Here is an 18771-nt window from a genome sequence, read left to right on the forward strand (position 1 = left end):
CATGTGGTTTGCGAGTGGGAAGCCTCTGTGGCGGACCAAGAGGACATGGGCTGCACGCCGTGACCAAGAGCGGGCGCGGTTTGGAAAGCCCGGCGTACCGGACCTTCCGGGTCGTGGAGCGGCGGGAAGAGGAGCCGCCGCTCCGGCTCTCGCGTCAGTTGTAGGCGCGCTCGCCGTGCGAGGTAAGGTCGAGACCGTCTGTCTCGGCCGATTCGGTGACACGCAGGCCCATGACGGCCTTGACGATGAGTAGGGCCACCAAGGCTACGACCGCAGACCAGACCACCGCGATGACCACGGCGGTAACCTGGGTCACGAGCTGCCCGGCGATCGAATAATCCGCACCACCGGGGCCGAAGCCGCCGAGCGAGGGGGCCGCGACGATGGCGGTACCGACGGCGCCTACGATGCCGCCGATGCCATGGATGCCGAAGACGTCGAGGCTATCGTCGTATTTGAGCCAGGGCTTGAGCGTCACCACGGCCCAGAGGCAGATGAGCGCAGCAACGGCACCGAGCACGATCGAGCCGAATGTGCCGGCAAAGCCGGCAGCCGGGGTGATGGCGACGAGGCCTGCCACGGCGCCCGATGCCGCACCAAGGAGCGAGGCATGGCCGCGGGTGAACTTTTCACCCAGGGCCCAGGCGAGCGCCGCGGCAGCCGGAGCGGTGATGGTGTTGAGAAATGCCTGGGCCGCGGTGCCGTTGGCGGCAAGGGCCGAACCGGCATTGAAGCCGAACCAGCCGACCCAGAGCAGGGAAGCGCCGATGAAGGTGAAGACCAGGTTGTGCGGGGCGATCGGTTCCTTGAGGAACCCCATACGCGGCCCGAGGATGATGGCGGCGACGAGCGCAGCCACGCCCGAGTTGATGTGCACCACCGTGCCACCGGCAAAGTCGAGTGCGCCCATGTTGAAGAGCAGGCCGCCGCCCGACCAAACCATGTGCGCGATCGGCAGGTAGGAGAAGGTGAACCAGACGGCCAGGAACAGCATAACCGCGCCGAACTTCATGCGCTCGGCAATGCCGCCAACGACCAGTGTGCAGGTAATTGCCGCGAAGGTGAGCTGGAAGACCACGAAGACCAGTTCCGGGATGGAGCCGGAAACGGCTTCCGGCGGTACGCCGTTGAGGAAGAACTTCGAGAAGTCGCCGATATAGCCGGCGAGGCCTCCTTCGGTGGGGCCGCCAAAGGCCAGCGAATAGCCATAGGCCACCCAGAGCAGGGCAATCATCGCGAAGCCGGCAAGGACCTGCATGAGAACCGAGAGTACGTTCTTGGCGCGCACGAGGCCGCCATAGAAGAGCGCCAGGCCCGGGATGATCATCAGGATGACGAGTACGGTCGAAACCAGCATCCAGGCGGTATGGCCCGAATCGATTGTCGGCACGGCTTCCGCCGGGGCCGCTGCATCTTGGGCGAGGGCGGGCAGGGCGGTTACGAGGGATGCGAGCGCCGCCGCTCCCATTATCTTTGACGTCTTAGTCGCTGTCATTATCGAGCCTCCAAAAGCGGCGGTTAGAGAGCGGAAGCGCCGGTCTCGCCGGTGCGAATGCGGGTGACTTGTTCGAGGTCCAGTACGAAGATCTTGCCGTCGCCGATGCGGCCGGTCTGGGCGGCTTCGCGAATGGCGGTGGTCACGGAGTCTGACTGGGCGTCCTCCACAGCGATCTCGATCTTGAGCTTGGGCAAGAAGTGCACGGCGTATTCGGTGCCGCGGTAGATTTCCGAATGACCTTTCTGCCGGCCATAGCCCTTCACCTCGGTCACGGTCATGCCATGCACGTCCAGCGAGTTGAGCGCCTGGCGAACCTCTTCGAGCCGCGACGGTTTTATGATTGCCACCACCAGTTTCATGGGAGCTCCTTTCGTGAGCCTCGCTTGGTCCTTCGATGTTCATTGCAGACTCAAATGCCGTGCCAGATTGACGTCAGGCCGCTCAGTAGATTGATTTCAAAGATGAATTGGCTTTGAGACGGGACTATTGTCCCGTTACGCGTCCCGCTCCCTTGCGCGTTCCTGCGCAAAATGCAGGCAAAAACAAAGTTGCTGCCAACAATTTATGCAGATGTGCTGTGCTTGCTCCGACTCCCCAAAGGGTGGAAAAGGGGCAAACGGCAGACGAGGCGGCGCCCATGCATAAGGATCACTATGACGTTCTGATCGTGGGCGCGGGTCCGGTGGGCCTGGCGCTGGCCCTGAGCCTTACCCGCTTCATGAGCGGAGTGCGGATCGGCATCCTCGATCGCCGACCCGTGAGCGTGCCTGTCGACAAGCGCGCCTCTGCCATCGCCGCCGGCGTGCGGCGGGTCCTCGAAACGCTCGGTCTCTGGGACAAGTTGGCGCCGGAAGCGCAGGCCGTCACGGAAATGCGCATTACGGATTCGGGGACGGGCGATATCGCTCGCCCGCTCTTCCTCGATTTCCACGGCGAGGTCGCTCCCGGCGAGCCCTTCGCCCACATGGTGCCCAACACCGTCATGGCCCGCGCCATGATCGAGGCGCTTGAGGGCAAGGTCGAGTATCTGGCGCCGGTCGAGGTCAAGGGATTTGTCGCCGAATCAGGGGGTGGGGCGCTTACGCTGGCCGACGGCCGCGTGTTGCGCGCGCCGTTGATCGTTGCGGCCGATGGCCAGAACTCGGCCTTGCGCGACATGGCCGGCATCAGCACGATCAGCCGCGATTACCAGCAGTCGGGCATCGTCACGACTATCGGCCACGAACTGGACCACGAGGGCGCCGCATATGAGCATTTCCGTCCGTCCGGCCCCTTCGCCAGCCTGCCGCTACCCGGCCGGCGCTCCTCGTTGGTCTGGACCGAACGCCCGGAAGACGCGGCGCGTTACCAATCGATGCCGGCCGACGAGGTAGCCCTCCGGATCGAGGAAGTCATGGGGTCGACCCTCGGCAAAGTGACACTCGAGGAAAAACTCCAGGTCTTCCCGCTGCGTCTCAAGATCGCCCGCGACTTTGCCTCGCCGCGGCTCGCCCTGATCGGGGATGCCGCCCATGTCGTGCATCCGATTGCCGGCCAGGGGCTCAACCTCGGCCTCAAGGACGTGGCGGCGCTCGCCGAGGTCGTAATCGAGGCGATGCGACTCGGGCTCGACCACGGTGCAGACGATGTGCTCATCGCCTATGAGCGCTGGCGTCGCTTCGACACCGCGCTGATGGCCATGGTCACCGATGGCATGAATCGCCTGTTTTCCAACGATATCGCGCCTGTCCGCGCCCTGCGTGATTTTGGCCTGGGCGTCGTCGACAGGGTGCCGCCGGTCAAGGATTTCCTGATTTCACGTGCCGCCGGGATCGAGCGCGGCGGTCCCAAGCTACTGCTTGGGCATCCGCTCTAGCGGCTCAGTCGCTCCCGTTGCCACCAAGGTCGGGCAGGCGCCGCAATTCGGAAAGATCGATCTGTCGAGCCTCGTCGAGCGCGAGCATCGGCACGCCCTGTCGGATGGGGAAGGCGAGGTGCGCGGCGACCGAGATCAACTCATCGCCTTCTGGCGAGAGCATGAGGCGGGTCTTGGTCAGCGGGCAGACCAGCATTTCGAGCGTCCGCCGGTCGATCGCGTACCGTTCGTCGGTCATTGCAGCACCGGAGCGCCTTCGCCGGCCTTGGCTATTTCGAATTCGGCCAGGGCGATAAGAGTTTCGGCGCGGTCTGCCAGCGACTTGGCCTCGAGCAGCACCTGTTTTTCGCGGGCGCCATAGGGGCTGACCATGCAGCAGAAGTTGACGAGATCGGCCGTCCCGGTCTTTTCGATCTCGTCCCAATTGAGGTCGAATTCGCCGAATTCGGCATAGTCGCGCATCATCTTGAGGAAGCGCGTGCGATCGACGGCTTCTTCGCCGTGCTCGCGATCGAAGTCATTGGCGAAGGGCGTCGCGCTGACCGTCGCCTGCCGATAGGGCGTCATGACCGTGAGCTCCGAGACCAACTCGAATCGCGTCACGCCTTCGAGAATGACGAAGTAGCGGTCGTCCCCATTCTCTTCCCAATGCGTCAGCCGCCCGACGCAGCCAACTTTCTGAAGGTCGGCGCGACCGCGGGGCGATTCCTCGGTGGTGTCGAGCGGCTGGATCAATCCAATCAGACGGTCTCCCGCCAGCGCATCGTCGATCATGCGCACATAGCGCGGCTCGAAGATGTTGAGCGGGCGGTGGGAAAAGGGCAGCAGAAGCGCTCCCGAAAGCGGGAAGATCGGCACGCTACGGGGCAGGTCTGCGGGCGAAGCGGGGCGCTTGTGCATAGCCTAGGTCTTTACGAAAACAGGAGCGAGGACAGCATCCGCCGCCCCTTGAGGGTTGCCGGGTCTTTTGGACCCCATGCCTCGAACAGTTCGAGGAGTTTCTTGCGTGCGGCGTCTTCGTTCCAGCCGCGGTCGCGGCGCATGATGGCGAGGAGGGCTTCAGCCGCCTCGACCTTCTGGCCTTGCGAATTGAGTACGACAGCAAGGTCAAAGCGCGCCTGGTGATCGTCGGGATTGGCCGCGATCTGGGCTTCGAGCGCACTGTTGTCCGAAAGCCCTTCGGCCTCGGCGGCGAGTTTGAGCGCGGAATTGAGCGCCACGTAGTCCTCGCCCTTGCGTGCCTCTTCGGGAACATCGGCCAGAACGGCCTGCGCCTGTTCGAGATCGTCGGTCGCAAGATAGACCTGCGCCAGCCCGATCAGCGCCTTGGCATTGTCGGGCACGTGCTGGAGCACGAGTGTATAGATTTCGGCAGCGCGCGGATAATCCTGCGCGGCCAGCGCTTCGCCGGCTGCCTCGAGGGCGTTGGCGATCTGCTCGTCGATCGAACCGGGCTGAGGCGCCGCGGCCGGCGCCTGCGAGATGACGCGCTCGGCAAAGCGCCGCACTTCGCTTTCGGGAATCGCGCCCATGAAAGCATCGACCGGGCGACCGCCGGCAAACGCGAAAACGGCAGGAATGGACTGGATGCCCAATTGCCCGGCCACCGACGGATTCTCGTCGATATTGATCTTGATCAGCCGGATAGCGCCGTTCTTTTCGTTTACGACCTTTTCGAGCGCCGGGGTCAGCTGGCGGCAGGGGCCGCACCAGGGGGCCCAGAAGTCGACGAGAATCGGGGTCTCGACCGAAGCGTCGATCACATCGGCCTTGAAGGCGCGGTCAGACGAATCGGCAACGAGCGCGCCCGCGGGCGGAGTGGCTTGGGTGGAAGTGGCACCATCAAGGGTCATGATTTTCCTTTTGCCGGCTGGCTCAAAACTAGCGTTGTTTCTGGCTTCGGGCGGGCCCTGTGACAAGCCCTATCCACATGCTCGTAAAAACATCGCGTTTTTGAGTTGCAATCGTGTTTGTCTTTGGGCATATAGGCGCCCGTCGACGCGGTGCCAAGCCGCTGACGACTGGAGCGCGGGTGTAGCTCAGGGGTAGAGCATAACCTTGCCAAGGTTAGGGTCGTGGGTTCGAATCCCATCGCCCGCTCCAAATCTCGCTAAGGCGGGTGCGCAAAAGGGTCCTTCGGGGCCCTTTTTGCTTTTAGACCATCCCTATCGTTCGAGCAGGGTGCTGGCCGCCAGGTCGGCGACGCCGACTATGCCGGCATGGCCACCCAGGCGTGCTGGAACCGGGTTCGGCGCGAGTCGAGGGCGATAAGCCGGCAATTGCGAACGCACATTGTCGAGATAACCTTCGGCCAGCCCGATTCCACCGCCAATGGCGATGCGCGGGGTATCGAACATGAACTGGATGTCCTGGCAGAGGAGAGCCACGCGCCGGGCCGAAGCGTCGATGATGGCCCGAGCCCAGCTTTCTCCGGTTCGCGCAGCAGCGAACACGCCGGGTGCCTCCACATCCTTGCCCGCTCGCTTTGCCTCTGCGGCCATCCAGCGCCCCGAAACGCGATTCTCGAAGGGTTCTTCGCCGCTGCTGGCCAGCAAGGTCTGGCCGAAATGGCCGGAAAGGCCGAGCAGTGGCCGCCCATTGACGACGATGCCGCCGCCCACGCCGGTCGAAATGGTGAGGAACACCAGGTCCTCGCCTTCACCGGCTCCGAATCGATATTCGCCCCAGGCGGCGACCTGGGCATCGTTGGCAGCAACGGCAGGACGGCCGAACATCGCCTCGATGGTCGCAACCAGCGGATAATCCTGCGGCACGCCGAGAGTTGCCGGGTTGAGCCCCGACCAGAGGCCGTCGTTGACGAAACCCGTCACTGCCACGCCGATGGCAGCAAAAGGCTCGTCCCAGCCTCCTACGGCCCGCGCCACGCTGGCGATCCAGTCATCAGGGCCAGCCTCGCGGCTGGTCGGCACCTTAACCTCACGAAGAACCTTTGCGCCCCTCACCAGGGCTGCCAGGGTTTTGGTGCCGCCGATATCGATGGCAAGAATGGTCTCGGTCACGTTCGGCACTCCGCTGCAGCAGGGCTTTCACCCCGAATCGCATCGAAGATGGATCGGGGCTGTCGATTTGTGAATGGCCCGTTCGTCGTTAGGTTGAAGCGGTGCAGGAGCATCGCATCGATCGGGAGATGGATATGAAATTCACCACGACTCTTCTGAGCACCGGCGGTAATACTGCCGGCATCGAGATCACGCCTGAGGCGCTCGCCGCCCTTGGTGGCGGCAAGCGTCCGGCCGTGGTTGTCACCATCAACGGCTTTACCTACCGCACCAGCATCGGGTCTATGAACGGCAAATCCCTGGTGCCGGTCAGCGCCGAGCGCAGGCACGAATCAGGAACGGCGGCGGGCGACACGATCGAGGTCGAACTCGTGCTCGATACGGAAAAACGCGAGGTGATCGTGCCCGACGATCTCAAGGCGGCGCTAGCCGGTACAGGCAAGATCGAAGCTTTCGGCCAGCTGTCCTATTCCAATCAGAACCGGATGGTGCTTTCGGTCACCGACGCGCGCACGCCCGAGACGCGGCAGCGGCGCATCGACAAGGTGTTGGCCGAACTGGCCGGTTAAAGAAGGAAAGATTCCATGCGGTTCATGATGATCCACAAGGCCGATGCCAACACGGAATCCATGGGCCCGCCTCCGCCTGAGCTGATGGCGGCCCTCGGCCAGCTCATCGGCGAGTTCATGGCTGCGGGCAAGCTGGTTTCGAGCGAGGGGCTGATGCCGAGCGCAATGGGCGCACGGGTCGATGTCGGTGGCGGCAAGACGATCGTACGTGACGGCCCTTTTGCGGAAGCCAAGGAGCTGATCGGTGGCTTCGCCATCATTGATGTGGCCGACAAGGCGGAGGCGGTGGAGCTTGCCCGGCGTTGGATGCAGATCCATGCCGATGTGCTTGGTCCCGGCTATCGGGGCTCTGGCGAAGTACGGCAATTGTTCGAGCGGCCGGGAGCCTGATCGCTCCCGGCGTTTCACGTGAATCACCTTCAGATGGTCTTAAGGTACTCGGCGAGACGTTCGAGGCCCTGCGAAACGGTGTGGGCGAAGCCGCGCTCGACCTGGTGGTCGCGGTCGGCGATAGAGTTGAGCACCACAGAGGAATGGACGCGGGTCTTGCCGCCACCCAGGTCCTCGAAAAGGATGGTGGTCACCATGAAGGGCGGAGCCAGGCTTTCGAGGTTGCCGTCGTAGTTGCCAGGGGCATCGCGATAGACCACGCGCTCGGGTGGTGAGATTTCGAGATAGGCGCTGGTGACCGGATAGCGATTGCCGTCCGGAAAGGCCATCACGTAGTGCCAGCGTCCGCCGACCCGCAGGTCGATCTTGCAGACGGGTGTCGTCGAGCCGTGCGGCCCCCAGAAATGCACGATGTGCACCGGGTCGGTGAAACATTTGAAGACCAGTTCGCGCGGTGCGTCGAACGTGCGATCGATGAGGATCACCGGCTCATCGGGCGGCAAGGTAATGGTGGCGGTCATGAGCGTTACTCCGCAATGAGGGGAGGCGGCGGGCTGGAGGCTGGCCCACCGCCGCGGCCTGGGGACGAGGCCCTCAGGCCTGTTTGGCGTCGAGGAAGGGCACGCTCAGCTCGACCATCTCGGGCAGCATGAAGATCTGGTAATGGGTGACGCCAGGCAGCACAGCGAGCCGGTGTCTGGTCATGCCCGAACCGTCCCAGCCGCCATCGGCAATGCCGCCACCAAGGAGCTCGAAGAAATGAGCGGTATGCGCCAGGCGAACGCTGTCGGCGTCGCCGACCACCAGCATGACCGGATTGGTGATGGTCTTGACCTCTTCGGACCAATCATAGTCGCTGCCCATGAATTGACCCATCTTGGTCAGCAGCACCGGCCAGTCCTCGACGCGGGGCGCGATCGCGGCATAGAGCTGATACATCGGGGTGTTCTTCATGGCCTCGGCGGCGGCCGCGCCCAATTGGCCCATGCCCTGTCGATTGGCCTCGGTCCAGCCGGACTGGCCATAGGGGGTCGATACCAGCACGATTCGTCCGAAGGCTTCGCCGTGGTCGATCGCGGCACGCAGCGCAACGCCGCCACCCATCGAATAGCCGAAGAGATCGGGCTTATCGAGCTTGAGGTAGGCGGCTAGCTTGGCGATGTCGTCGGCCATCGCCTCGTAGCTCATGGGGCGGTCGGTATTGGCGGTGCGGCCATGGCCCTGGAGGTCGACGCCGATCACCTGCCGGGTGGCGGCGAGCTGGTCGAGGATGGGGCCGAACATGTCGTGAGCGCCCAGCCCGCCATGCAGCACGATCAGGGGGCGACCGGTGCCGCGGACGTCGTAATAGAGCTCCTGGCCGTTGATCGGCGCGAGGCCCGACGATTTCTTGTCCATTTCAATAGTCCTGGTTTGCGTATTGGCTTGAACCGCCCGGGCCAAGGCCGGGGCAATGAAGGTGGCGGCAGTCGCCGCCAGGAAGGCGCGCCTGAACATCGTCGTTCTCCGCATTTCCGATGGAATCAGTTGGTGGCAACCAGGGTGCCCAGGTAGGCATCCATGCGGTTGTAGCTTTCGCGGGCGCCACCTTCCATGCCGGTGGCGACAAAGGCGTCGCGATCGGCGACCGAGTCGAGCCGGCTGGTGCTGGTGAGCACGGTGCGCCCGTCGATCTCCTCGAGGCGGTGGCTTTCAACGATCAGCTTGTCTTCGTACATGCCTTCCATGCCGAAGGTGTTGACCAGCTTTTCGTGCGGTTCCACCTCCAGATACGTGCCGAGAAAGACGATGCGCCTGCCATCGGGCATGACCTGGGCGAAGCGCCAGGTGCCGCCGGGGCGGGCATCGAGTTTTTCGACAGTGGTCTTGGCTTTGGACCATCCCCACCAGTGCGGGATGTGCTGGGCTTCCGTCATGACCTTCCACACAAGGATGCGCGGTGCGTTGAAGGTGCGGGTCATGATGATCAGGGGTTCGTCAGCGGGCGTTGTAACGGTCAGATCGTCCATTTCTCTTTCCCTTTTCACAAGTCGCAGATAGTCGCTAAGGCGATCCAGGCTCTCCGCCCAGATGCGCCGGTAAACGTCCAACCAGCCTGCCAATCCGTGGCCGGCGGAGGGGTGGGAGAGTTCGCGTTCGCGCCTGCGGCGCTCGGCGTAGTGGCGGAAGGAGACGATCTTGCCTTTGTCCATCGTTGCCTCCCGCCTTCGGCTCAGTTCGGGTTGCCGTCCGGGTCGCCCGATTGCAGCCGTGCGAGGTAGGCGTCGAGCCGATCCATGCTTTCTTCCCAGTGCTTGCGGTAGTCCTCGAGCCAGGTCGAAACGTCCATGAGCGGAGCCGCCTCGAGCCGGCAGGGTCGCCACTGGGCTTCCTTGCCGCGCGAGATGAGACCGGCGCCTTCGAGGACCTTCAGGTGTTTGGAGACAGCGGCCAGGCTCATGTCATAGGGCTCGGCCAGTTCCTTGACCGTGGCTTCGCCGAGCGAGAGGCGGGCAAGAATGCCGCGACGCGTGGGGTCGGCGAGGGCTGAGAGCGTGAGGCTGAGCTTGTCGGTAGCCATTTTGTATTCAACCAAGTAGTTGATAACTTATTGGTTGAATACGCCCGGTGATACGACGAGTCAAGCGCTGATTGCGTGATGGCTGCCCACGGAACTCTCGGGCGCGGGTTGGACTTTTGAGAAAAAGCGAAAAAAATCACCGCGCGATGTCGATCCGGCTGCGGTCCGTTCGTCGTGATGGTGAAGGCAAGGGCCTTGAGCCTTTGCACCCAGGTCAACCAGAGGAGAAAAGCAATGCGTTTCATGGTTATCCGCAAGGCGGACGAGGAAACCGAAGCCGGCGTGCTGCCCACCACCGAACTCATCCAGGCGATGGGCGACTACATGGAAGCGGCGGTCAAGGCCGGCATCATGGTGAGCGGGGACGGCCTGCATCCGAGTTCGAAAGCGGCCCGCGTCAAGTTCAACGACGGCAGCCCCAAGGTCATCGATGGTCCCTTCGCAGAAGCCAAGGAACTGGTCGGTGGCTATTCGATCATCGAGGTGCCCTCGATGCAGGCCGCGATCGACTGGGTCAAGAAATGGCCCAGGGAAGACGGCCACGGCAATGTCGAGATCGATATCTTCCCGATTCTGACGGAAGACGATTTCGGCGATGCCTTCACCGCCGACCAGCGTGAGCGCGAGCGGCGCCTGCGTGAGGAAGAAGAGGCTCGGCACGGCTGAGTCGAACGCAGAAAGGAGTTCCCGAAATGCGTTTTATGGTCATCGTCAAATCCACGCCCGAAAGTGAAACGGGCGCCATGCCTACCCCGGAACAACTGGCCGAGATGGGCCGGTTCAACGAAGAACTCATCAAGGCCGGCATCCTGCTGGCGGCCGAAGGGCTGACCGCGAGCAAGGAGGGCGCGCGCGTCCGCTTCGAAGGCAACGGCAAGACCACCATCAAGGACGGCCCCTTTACCGAAAGCAAGGAACTGGTCGCCGGTTTCTGGATCATCCAGGTCAAGGACCGGGACGAGGCTCTGGCCTGGGTAAGGCGCATTCCCTTCGAGGAAGGCGAGGTCGAGGTGCGGCGAGTCTCGGAAGTCTCGGACTTCGTGTCCGACGAGGTCTCCGATCCCTATCTTGAGCGCGAGCAGGCCTGGCGCGACGCAAACCAGAAGCCGATCTCCTAGCATCGGCAAAGCCTTGCGGTGACGGATCGGGCATGGTCTGATCCGCCGCCGTGAGCCAAGCAGATACCAACCGCGCCATCGAAGCCGTCTGGCGGATCGAGGCGCCCAAACTCATCGCAGGACTGACCCGGATCGTCCGGGACATAAGCCTCGCCGAGGAACTGGCGCAGGACGCGCTATTGGTCGCGCTCAGGAGCTGGCCGGAAAGCGGTACGCCGCGCAATGCAGGCGCCTGGCTGATGGCAACCGCAAAGCGGCGGGCCATCGACTATTTCCGGCGCAACAAGGTTCTGGCGCGCAAGCTCGAGGAGCTTGGCCACGATATGGAAACCGAGGACGAACATGGCGGAGAAGAGGGCCTGGCCGAACGGCTGGACGATGATGTCGGCGACGATCTGCTGCGCCTCATCTTCACCTCCTGCCACCCCATCCTTTCGCCCGAAGCCCGCGCGGCGCTGACGCTGCGCCTGCTGGGCGGCCTCACCACCGAAGAGATCGCCCGCGCGTTCCTTGCCAATGAGGCGACTATCGCCCAGCGCATCGTGCGGGCCAAGAAGACTATCGCCGAATCGGGCGTGCCGTTCGAAGTGCCGCGTGGCGAAGAGCGCGCTGCCCGGCTCGCCTCCGTACTCGAAGTGCTCTACCTCATTTTCAATGAGGGCTATTCGGCCACCGCCGGCGAGGATTGGCTGCGGCAGGATCTTTGCGACGAGGCTCTGCGCCTTGGTCGCATCCTGGCCGGCCTCGCGCCCGAGGAAGCCGAGGTGCATGGCCTCGTCGCCCTTATGGAAATCCAGGCCTCCCGGGCCCGCGCGCGCGTCAGTCCCAAGGGAGAACCCATATTGCTGCTCGATCAGGATCGTTCGCGCTGGGACCAGATGCTGATCCGTCGCGGCTTCGTCGCCCTAGATCGCGCTCGCGCGCTGGGCGGCGGCGGCCCATATGTGCTGCAGGCAGCCATAGCGGCCTGCCACGCCGAAGCGCGCACGCCTGGCGCCACCAATTGGGAGCGTATAGCGGCGCTCTACACCGTGCTCGGCGAGGTGACGCCGTCCCCGGTCGTCGAGCTTAACCGCGCCGTCGCCTATGGTTTCGCCTTCGGCCCCGAGCAGGGCCTGGCGCTGGTCGAGGGTCTCCTCGACGTCCAGGCGCTGCGTGACTACCACCTTCTCTATTCCGTCCGCGCCGACTTCCTCTTCAAGCTTGGTCGCATGGACGAAGCCCGCACCGAATTCCTCCGCGCCGCCAGCATGACCCGTAATGCCCGCGAAAAGACGTTGCTGGAAAAACGCGCGGCCGAGGCGCTTGAAGGGGCGTAACCTGCCTTTGTCTCCAGCAATGGGCTCTCCACTCGCGCACCGACCGGAAGCGAGCGCCCCTATGCCAATCTCTGCCGTATCGCGATCTTGACCGTGTCGAGCAGCACAGCCGCCAGCACCAGAACGCCGAGGATCACCTGCGTATAGTTCGCGGGTAGCCCCATGAGGTTGATCGCCGTGTGGATGGATGACAGCAGCAGCACGCCGGCATAGACGCCCGGCAATTGCCCGACGCCGCCCTTGAGGCTTACGCCGCCGATCACCACGGCGGCGAAGGCATTAAACAGCATGCCAGTGCCGAGGTTTGCCGTCGCACCCGATGTCCGGATGGCCAAGAGCCAGCCGGCAAGGCCGGAAATGGCGCCGGCGAGGATGAAGGCGATGATCAGTACCCGGTCGACCTTGACGCCGGCACGATAGACCGCGGCCTCATTGCCGCCGATCATGGTGAGGTGCCGTCCGAAGGGTGTCTTGGCGAGAATGAACGTGAAGACCGCAAAGCAGGCGATGGCGATCCAGGCGATGAGTGGAATGTAGAGAATGGTCTGGATGCCGATGATGCGGATGGCGGGGGCGAGGTCCTGCGCCGACCGGCCCCCGGAAATGGCGACGACGAGACCGCGGACCCAGATGTAGGAGGCCAGCGTCACGATGAAGGCATTCATCCTGACCTTGACCACGAGGAAGCCGTTGACCGAGCCGATCACCGCACCAACCACCAGGGCGATGAGCAGCGAAACAGGGATCAGCAGCCAGTCCGGTGTGAGCGTCCAGCCCCAGCCGATGCCGCCCGAGCAGAAGAGGATGCCGGTGACCATTGCCGAAAGCGCGGCGACCGATTCCACCGAGAGGTCCATGTGCCCGGCAATGACGACAAGGGCCAGTCCGATCGCCATCACGCCGACAAAGGTCGATTGCTCGACGATGTTGGCGAAGATGCCGATCTGGAAGAAATGCGGCACGAAAAGCGAGAACACCGCCAGCACCACGATCAGCAGTACCCAGACGAGGTTATCGAGCAGGAATTCGAGCGCGGCGCGGGTCTGCGGCGTCACGTTTGGCCCCCGGTTGGCGGAAACGAAGAAAAGCCCGGCCGGATGCTGGTGCCGGCCGGGCTCGGGATTATTCGGTGACCGCGGTGATCGGGGTCGAGGGCACCTTCATGTTGCCCCAGAATTTCGGGTCGTCGACATTATCCTTGGTGATGGCGGCGCCCGGGATCTTGATGTTGGGGCCCCAGGCTTCGTCGGTCACCGTGCTCTTCAAGCCAAGTACGTCATATTCGCCCGGCTTGATCGGCTTCTTGTTGACAACGAGATCGGCGAACATGGCGATGGCGGCGGCCTGGGCAAAGAGCGGCTGCTCCACTTCCACCTGCTCCCAGCCCTTGCGGATGAGGTCGAGGCCGACCGGGGCGCCGTTGGAGGATACCAGCAGCACCTCGCCAGGCTTCTTCCCCTTGGCTTCGAGCGAAGCCACCGCGGCCACTGCAAGGTGTGCAGCGTGGACGAAGATCAGGTCGATATCGGGATTGGCCAGCAGCTGGTCTGAAACGATGGTGCCGGCATTGGAAGCCTCCCACTGCATCGCCGGAAGCGAGATGATCTGGACATTCGGGAAGTCCTTCATCTTCTCCTCGAAACCCTTCTGGATATCGAGGGTATAGGGATCGGCCGGATCGCCGAGCACCTGGAGCACCTTGCCCCTGACGTCGCCGTTCTTCTCCTTGAGCAGGCGCTGGATTTCGTCGGCCGCGATATGGCCGATCTCGACCGTGCCGGCTACCGAGGTAAAATCGGAGGGCGTGGCCGTGACCTGGCGGTCGAACTCCATCACGGGGATGCCTTCTGCCCGCGCCTTTTCGATCGAGGGTTTCAGGGCATTGAAGTCCACCGCGGCGAGGACGATGGCGGCGGGCTTGAGGGCAATGACGTCATTCATCTGGCCCTGCTGCACGTCGGTCTTGTTGTCGGCATTGAGCGTCACGGTCTCGTAGCCGACCTGCTTGAGGAAATTGCTAATGGCGTCCACCGATGCCGTCTGGAATTCGTCGAGCAGGGTCGGCACCAGGTAGTAGATCTTGCCCTTGTCCTGGGCGACGGACGGCGTGAGCGCGGCGATAAGCATCGCCAACGACGCCAGGATGGCTAGAACGAACCTTTTCATGAGTAGCGCTCCTGAGGGTTTGCCGGGCTTGGCTGAGCCGTTTGCTCCGTGGCCGGGCCGGCTCCGGCGAGGGAATCTCCGGTAATCATACGGACCACCGCATCCGGGCTGGTCTGGGCGGTGGGCACGTCACCTGCCACCACGCCCTGCCGGATGACGACGATGCGGTCGGCGACCTGGAAGGCCTGCGGCATGATGTGGGTGATGATGATGACGCCGATGCCCTGGGCGGCGACGTTCTTGATCATCTCGAGGCCGCGCCGCGTCTGCTCGACGCCAAGGGCTGCAAAGGGTTCGTCGAGCAGGACGAGCTTGCCGCCCCAATGCACGAAGCGGTTGAGCTCGATGGCCTGTCGCTGGCCGCCCGAAAGATGTTCTACCTTGGTGCGCAGCGACGGAATCTTCGTGCCGGCGCCCGCCATGGCCTTGGCGACCGCCGCTTCCATCTCCCGCTCCCGCAGTATTGGGATGCCGAGCACCTTTCGCGTCAGTTCGCGGCCCATGAAGAAATTGGCGACGACGTCGACATTGGTGCACAGCGAGAGGTCCTGGTAGACGGTCTCGATGCCGTGCGCCTTGGCTTCGGATGGGGAATTGGCGAGGTAGTCGGTGCCTTCGAAGACCATGCGGCCGGAGCTGGGCTGCAGGCCGCCGGCAATGATCTTGACCAGGGTGGATTTGCCCGCGCCGTTATCGCCGAGCAGCGCCACGACTTCGCCGCGCCCAACCGTGAAGCTGATGCCGCGCAGCGCTTCTATGGCGCCATAATTCTTCTTGATCTCTACGAGTTCGAGCAGTGGCTGGCGGGCAGTCATTCACTCTTCCCCTCGAGCAACGATCCCACAGACTTGTTGAACCGTATGCGGGGGGAAGAGCGGGCGTCAATTGATATTTATGACGGCGGGCGCTGGGGTTAGGCGCCTGGCGTCGCGCCTCAGGCGTTGATGGCGACGTCGAGCGCCAGGGTCACCATGTCTCGAAGCGAGGATTGCCGGTCGGCCGCCGAGAGGGCTGCGCCGGTGATGAGGCTATCGGTCATCGTGCAGACGGCCAGCGCCTTGACCCCGAAGCGCGCGGCCAGCGTATAGAGCGCGGCGGCCTCCATCTCGACGCCGAGTGCCCCGTGGCGGATCACCGCCTCGTACGACTTGAGGCCGTCGTCGTGATAGAAGATGTCGGACGAGACCATGTTGCCGACATGGTAGTTGAGTCCGGCCACCTCGGCCCGCGCCACGCAATCGCGCAGCAGGCCGAAATCGGCGATAGGCGCGAAATTGTAGGGGCCGAAGGCGTCCTTGACGAGCGTGGAATCGGTCGTCGCGCCCTGGGCGATGACGAGGTCGCGCACCGCCACTTTCTCGGAAAGTCCGCCGCAGGTGCCGACGCGGATGAGGTTTTTGACCCCATAGAAATTGATGAGCTCATGCACGTAGATCGAAAGCGAGGGCTGGCCCATGCCGGTCGCCTGCACCGAGACGCGCTGGCCCTTGTAGGTGCCGGTATAGCCCAGGCAATTGCGAACCGCGTTTACCTCCACGGCGTTTTCGAAGAAGTTTTCGGCAATCCACTTGGCGCGCAGGGGATCGCCCGGCAGCAGGACGGAATCGGCATAATCGCCGGCTTTAGCACTATTGTGCGGGGTCATTGGCAGGCCTCTCTTTGGCGTTGGCCGGAGAGTGCCCGCATTGACTCGCGCCCGTCAATTGCGGTTCGGTTCGCTGCCGGTCGGAGGGACAGATGAGCGCAAGCATTGAAGCCAAGGTGACACAGCGGCTTTCGCATCCACCCGAGGCGGTGTTCAACGCCTGGCTCGAGCCCGACCTCGTACGTGCCTGGATGGCGCGGTCACTGGTCGAAGCCGGCTTGCCCGGCGAGATGATGCGCGTCGAGATCGATGCTGAGGTCGGCGGCCGCTTCGCCTTCTCCGACAAGCGGGCGCAGGGCGAGGCGCTGCATTGGGGCGAATACCGCGTGATCGATGCGCCGCATCGGCTTGCCTTTACCTGGTGGACGTCGCCCGAGGAAGAAGCTGCGGACCGCTCCCTCGTCACCATCGTTCTCGAGCCCTCCGACGAGGGCTGCGTGGCTACGCTCTACCATGAGATGGATGCCGTCTGGGCGGCCTATCTTGAGCGCACCGAACGCAGCTGGGCGCGGATGCTTACGGCAATCGCGCAAGAGCTTGACCAATGCGGTTCTTGACCTAACTTCCAGTGTGGTTCATTGAGACCGGCGCATCTTTTCCGGTTGCGTTCAACGGAGCGTTTCCCGCGAAACGGGGGCAGCTCCAGGCGGAGACAGTAGAATGGTCGCAAAGGTTTTCATCGACGGCGAAGCGGGTACGACGGGTCTGCAGATCCGCGAGCGACTTGCCGGCCGCCGCGATATCGAATTGCTCTCCATTCCCACCGAGCGCCGCAAGGACATTGCCGCCCGCGCCGAGCTGCTGAATGCGGCCGATGTCGCCATCCTCTGCCTGCCGGACGATGCGGCCAAGGAGAGCGTGAGCCTCATCACCAACAACACGACCAAGGTCATCGACGCATCGACCGCCCACCGCGTGGCCGAAGGTTGGGCCTATGGCTTTGCCGAAATGACGCGCGACCAGGCCGGAATCATCGCCGACGCCAAGCGCGTCTGCAATCCCGGCTGCTGGCCGCAGGGTCCGATCGCCATGCTTCGGCCGCTGGTGGAAGCGGGTCTCCTGCCCGCCGATTTCCCGATCACCGTCAACGGCGTCACCGGTTATTCCGGCGGCGGCCGCGCCATGATCGAGGATTATGTCGGCAAGGGCGAGGATGCGCCCGAATTCATGCCCTATGGCCTGACGCTCAAGCACAAGCATCTGCCCGAAATGCAGAAATATGCAGAGCTCAGCCGCGTGCCGCTCTTCATGCCGGCCGTCGGCAATTTCTCGCAGGGTATGCTCGTGGCGGTTCCGCTGCAGCTTGGCATTCTCGGTTCGGTGCCCAAAGCTACCCAGCTCCATGCCGCCATTGCCGATTATTATGCCGGGCTCGAAGGCAGCTTCGTGGAAGTGGCTCCGCTCGCTGATCTCGAGCGCACGGGCGAGCTCGATCCCGAAAGCTACAATAACACCAACCGCATGCGGCTCCACGTCTTCGCCAATGATGACAAGGCCCAGGCGATCCTGGTGGCTGTCTACGATAATCTGGGCAAGGGCGCCTCGGGCGCGGCCGTGCAAAACCTCAATCTCATGCTGGGGGTCGATGCGGCCACCAGCCTTGCTGCTTAGGAGTAAGGGCGAATGGACAAGTTCACCTCGCTGACCGGCGTTGCCGCGCCGATGCCGATCATCAATATCGATACCGATATGATCATCCCCAAGCAGTACCTCAAAACCATCAAGCGTACCGGCTTGGGTACCGCGCTCTTTTCGGAGATGCGCTACAACGAAGACGGCACCGAGAACCCGGATTTCGTGCTCAACAAGCCGGCTTACCGCCAGGCCAAGGTCATCATTGCCGGCGACAATTTCGGCTGCGGCTCCAGCCGCGAGCATGCGCCCTGGGCGCTGCTCGATTTCGGTATCCGCTGCGTCATCTCCACCAGCTTTGCCGACATCTTCTACAATAATTGCTTCAAGAACGGCATCCTGCCGATCGTGGTGAAGCCGGAAGAGTTGGCGCTGCTGCTCGATGATGCCGAGCGCGGTTCGAACGCTACTCTTACGATTGACCTTGAGTCGCAGACCATCAAGGGACCGGATGGCGGCACCCTGCATTTCGACATCGACCCCGCCCGCAAGCATGTCCTGCTGGAAGGGCTCGATGACATCGCCACCACGCTCAAGAGCGAGACGCGGATCGGCGGTTTCGAAGGCAAGATGGCGTCCGAGCGCCCCTGGGTCTAAGGCTGCCTATCGTGGTGCAGCGCGTCTCGACCGGATCGCCCTTCGAAGCGACTTTCGGCTATTGCCGCGCCGTGCGGCATGAAGACAGCGTCTATGTCTCAGGCACCACGGGCTACGACTACGCGACCATGACCATGCCCGAGGACGTTGGCACGCAAGCGGCCAACGCACTCCGCACCATCGCCAAGGCGCTCTCCGACCTTGGTTCGGACATTTCCGACGTCGTTCGCGTCACCTATTATGTCGGCGACCGCGCCTATGTGAGTGACGTCGTCGCCGCCGTCGGTCCCGTCTTCAAGGACATCCGTCCGGCTGCCACCATGGTCATCGCCCAGATGATCGAAGAGGCGATGAAGATCGAGATCGAGGTCACCGCGCGGATTGGCGCTGGCAAGAGCTAGG

General features: G+C 63.3%; 24 protein-coding genes and 1 tRNA gene. 11 read left to right on the forward strand and 14 right to left on the reverse strand.

What is annotated here, in order from left to right:
* Positions 1–154: 154 nt before the first annotated feature.
* Together JNE37_RS08775 and JNE37_RS08780 are read right to left on the reverse strand one after the other, a co-directional pair.
* Positions 155–1495 carry an ammonium transporter gene (locus JNE37_RS08775; RefSeq protein WP_203065983.1) on the reverse strand — a complete coding sequence of 447 codons (1341 nt, stop codon included), beginning with the start codon at positions 1493–1495 and terminating at the stop codon, positions 155–157.
* Positions 1496–1518: 23 nt separating this feature from the next.
* Positions 1519–1857, reverse strand: a complete 339-nt coding sequence (locus JNE37_RS08780; RefSeq protein WP_035033938.1) for a P-II family nitrogen regulator — start codon at positions 1855–1857, stop codon at positions 1519–1521.
* A gap of 278 nt (positions 1858–2135) precedes the next feature.
* On the opposite strand from JNE37_RS08780, the gene JNE37_RS08785 reads away from it, so the two are divergent.
* The gene (locus tag JNE37_RS08785; protein ID WP_203065984.1) at positions 2136–3353 is read left to right on the forward strand and encodes an FAD-dependent monooxygenase; all 1218 of its coding nucleotides are present in this window, start codon (positions 2136–2138) and stop codon (positions 3351–3353) included.
* Positions 3354–3357: 4 nt separating this feature from the next.
* Here the strand turns inward: JNE37_RS08785 and JNE37_RS08790 are convergent, their stop codons facing one another.
* The 3 genes from JNE37_RS08790 to JNE37_RS08800 are packed head-to-tail and all read right to left on the reverse strand — an operon-like array spanning position 3358 to position 5206.
* Positions 3358–3591, reverse strand: coding sequence for a Trm112 family protein (locus tag JNE37_RS08790; RefSeq protein WP_035033944.1), 234 nt, complete (start codon positions 3589–3591; stop codon positions 3358–3360).
* Complete coding sequence (locus JNE37_RS08795; RefSeq protein ID WP_203065985.1) at positions 3588–4253, reverse strand: LON peptidase substrate-binding domain-containing protein; 666 nt, start codon at positions 4251–4253, stop codon at positions 3588–3590. The genes JNE37_RS08790 and JNE37_RS08795 overlap by 4 nt, the downstream gene beginning before the upstream one ends.
* A gap of 11 nt (positions 4254–4264) precedes the next feature.
* Entirely contained in the window at positions 4265–5206 is a 942-nt protein-coding gene (locus JNE37_RS08800) for a thioredoxin family protein (RefSeq protein WP_203065986.1), read from the reverse strand.
* A gap of 175 nt (positions 5207–5381) precedes the next feature.
* On the opposite strand from JNE37_RS08800, the gene JNE37_RS08805 reads away from it, so the two are divergent.
* Positions 5382–5456: transfer RNA gene (locus JNE37_RS08805), tRNA-Gly, on the forward strand.
* 62 nt (positions 5457–5518) lie between these two features.
* Here JNE37_RS08805 and JNE37_RS08810 read toward each other — a convergent pair.
* Positions 5519–6373 (reverse strand): ROK family protein, encoded by an 855-nt coding sequence (locus JNE37_RS08810; protein WP_203065987.1) that lies wholly within the window; start codon positions 6371–6373, stop codon positions 5519–5521.
* Positions 6374–6507: 134 nt separating this feature from the next.
* Between JNE37_RS08810 and JNE37_RS08815 the strand changes: the two genes are divergently transcribed.
* Together JNE37_RS08815 and JNE37_RS08820 are read left to right on the forward strand one after the other, a co-directional pair.
* Positions 6508–6942, forward strand: coding sequence for a YdeI/OmpD-associated family protein (locus tag JNE37_RS08815; protein ID WP_203065988.1), 435 nt, complete (start codon positions 6508–6510; stop codon positions 6940–6942).
* A gap of 15 nt (positions 6943–6957) precedes the next feature.
* Positions 6958–7332, forward strand: a complete 375-nt coding sequence (locus JNE37_RS08820; RefSeq protein WP_182398970.1) for a YciI family protein — start codon at positions 6958–6960, stop codon at positions 7330–7332.
* 29 nt (positions 7333–7361) lie between these two features.
* Here the strand turns inward: JNE37_RS08820 and JNE37_RS08825 are convergent, their stop codons facing one another.
* From JNE37_RS08825 to JNE37_RS08840, 4 genes are all read right to left on the reverse strand, one after another.
* On the reverse strand, positions 7362–7853 hold the full coding sequence (locus JNE37_RS08825; protein WP_052015352.1) for an SRPBCC domain-containing protein: 492 nt from the start codon (positions 7851–7853) through the stop codon (positions 7362–7364).
* Positions 7854–7926: 73 nt separating this feature from the next.
* Positions 7927–8829: an alpha/beta fold hydrolase gene (locus JNE37_RS08830; RefSeq protein ID WP_203065989.1), complete on the reverse strand. Its 903-nt coding sequence runs from the start codon at positions 8827–8829 to the stop codon at positions 7927–7929.
* A 26-nt stretch (positions 8830–8855) separates the two neighbouring features.
* A complete protein-coding gene (locus JNE37_RS08835) occupies positions 8856–9524 on the reverse strand; it encodes an SRPBCC domain-containing protein (protein WP_203065990.1) in 669 nt (222 codons plus the stop codon).
* A 20-nt stretch (positions 9525–9544) separates the two neighbouring features.
* Positions 9545–9892: an ArsR/SmtB family transcription factor gene (locus JNE37_RS08840; protein WP_035033959.1), complete on the reverse strand. Its 348-nt coding sequence runs from the start codon at positions 9890–9892 to the stop codon at positions 9545–9547.
* A 234-nt stretch (positions 9893–10126) separates the two neighbouring features.
* Between JNE37_RS08840 and JNE37_RS08845 the strand changes: the two genes are divergently transcribed.
* The 3 genes from JNE37_RS08845 to JNE37_RS08855 are packed head-to-tail and all read left to right on the forward strand — an operon-like array spanning position 10127 to position 12329.
* Positions 10127–10558: a YciI family protein gene (locus JNE37_RS08845; RefSeq protein WP_203065991.1), complete on the forward strand. Its 432-nt coding sequence runs from the start codon at positions 10127–10129 to the stop codon at positions 10556–10558.
* A 26-nt stretch (positions 10559–10584) separates the two neighbouring features.
* Positions 10585–11010 (forward strand): YciI family protein, encoded by a 426-nt coding sequence (locus JNE37_RS08850; protein ID WP_203065992.1) that lies wholly within the window; start codon positions 10585–10587, stop codon positions 11008–11010.
* Between the two features lie 50 nt (positions 11011–11060).
* The gene (locus JNE37_RS08855; protein ID WP_203065993.1) at positions 11061–12329 is read left to right on the forward strand and encodes an RNA polymerase sigma factor; all 1269 of its coding nucleotides are present in this window, start codon (positions 11061–11063) and stop codon (positions 12327–12329) included.
* 59 nt (positions 12330–12388) lie between these two features.
* Here the strand turns inward: JNE37_RS08855 and JNE37_RS08860 are convergent, their stop codons facing one another.
* The 4 genes from JNE37_RS08860 to deoD form a co-directional block, all read right to left on the reverse strand.
* Complete coding sequence (locus JNE37_RS08860) at positions 12389–13384, reverse strand: ABC transporter permease (RefSeq protein WP_035033968.1); 996 nt, start codon at positions 13382–13384, stop codon at positions 12389–12391.
* Positions 13385–13451: 67 nt separating this feature from the next.
* Positions 13452–14495: a sugar ABC transporter substrate-binding protein gene (locus JNE37_RS08865; RefSeq protein WP_203065994.1), complete on the reverse strand. Its 1044-nt coding sequence runs from the start codon at positions 14493–14495 to the stop codon at positions 13452–13454.
* Positions 14492–15310: an ATP-binding cassette domain-containing protein gene (locus JNE37_RS08870; protein WP_052015354.1), complete on the reverse strand. Its 819-nt coding sequence runs from the start codon at positions 15308–15310 to the stop codon at positions 14492–14494. The genes JNE37_RS08865 and JNE37_RS08870 overlap by 4 nt, the downstream gene beginning before the upstream one ends.
* Positions 15311–15429: 119 nt before the next feature.
* On the reverse strand, positions 15430–16140 hold the full coding sequence (gene deoD / locus JNE37_RS08875; RefSeq protein ID WP_203065995.1) for a purine-nucleoside phosphorylase: 711 nt from the start codon (positions 16138–16140) through the stop codon (positions 15430–15432).
* Between the two features lie 92 nt (positions 16141–16232).
* Here deoD and JNE37_RS08880 point away from each other — a divergent pair, with 92 nt between their 5' ends.
* The 4 genes from JNE37_RS08880 to JNE37_RS08895 all read left to right on the forward strand — a co-directional run bounded on the left by JNE37_RS08880 (position 16233) and on the right by JNE37_RS08895 (position 18770).
* Entirely contained in the window at positions 16233–16697 is a 465-nt protein-coding gene (locus JNE37_RS08880; protein ID WP_035033975.1) for an SRPBCC family protein, read from the forward strand.
* A 103-nt stretch (positions 16698–16800) separates the two neighbouring features.
* Positions 16801–17751 (forward strand): N-acetyl-gamma-glutamyl-phosphate reductase, encoded by a 951-nt coding sequence (gene argC / locus JNE37_RS08885; RefSeq protein WP_203065996.1) that lies wholly within the window; start codon positions 16801–16803, stop codon positions 17749–17751.
* 12 nt (positions 17752–17763) lie between these two features.
* Positions 17764–18369: a 3-isopropylmalate dehydratase small subunit gene (gene leuD / locus JNE37_RS08890; RefSeq protein WP_035033979.1), complete on the forward strand. Its 606-nt coding sequence runs from the start codon at positions 17764–17766 to the stop codon at positions 18367–18369.
* 11 nt (positions 18370–18380) lie between these two features.
* On the forward strand, positions 18381–18770 hold the full coding sequence (locus tag JNE37_RS08895; protein WP_203065997.1) for a RidA family protein: 390 nt from the start codon (positions 18381–18383) through the stop codon (positions 18768–18770).
* Position 18771 lies beyond the last annotated feature (1 nt).

The organism is Paradevosia shaoguanensis (genome assembly GCF_016801025.1).
GTDB classification, from domain to species: Bacteria; Pseudomonadota; Alphaproteobacteria; order Rhizobiales; family Devosiaceae; genus Paradevosia; species Paradevosia shaoguanensis.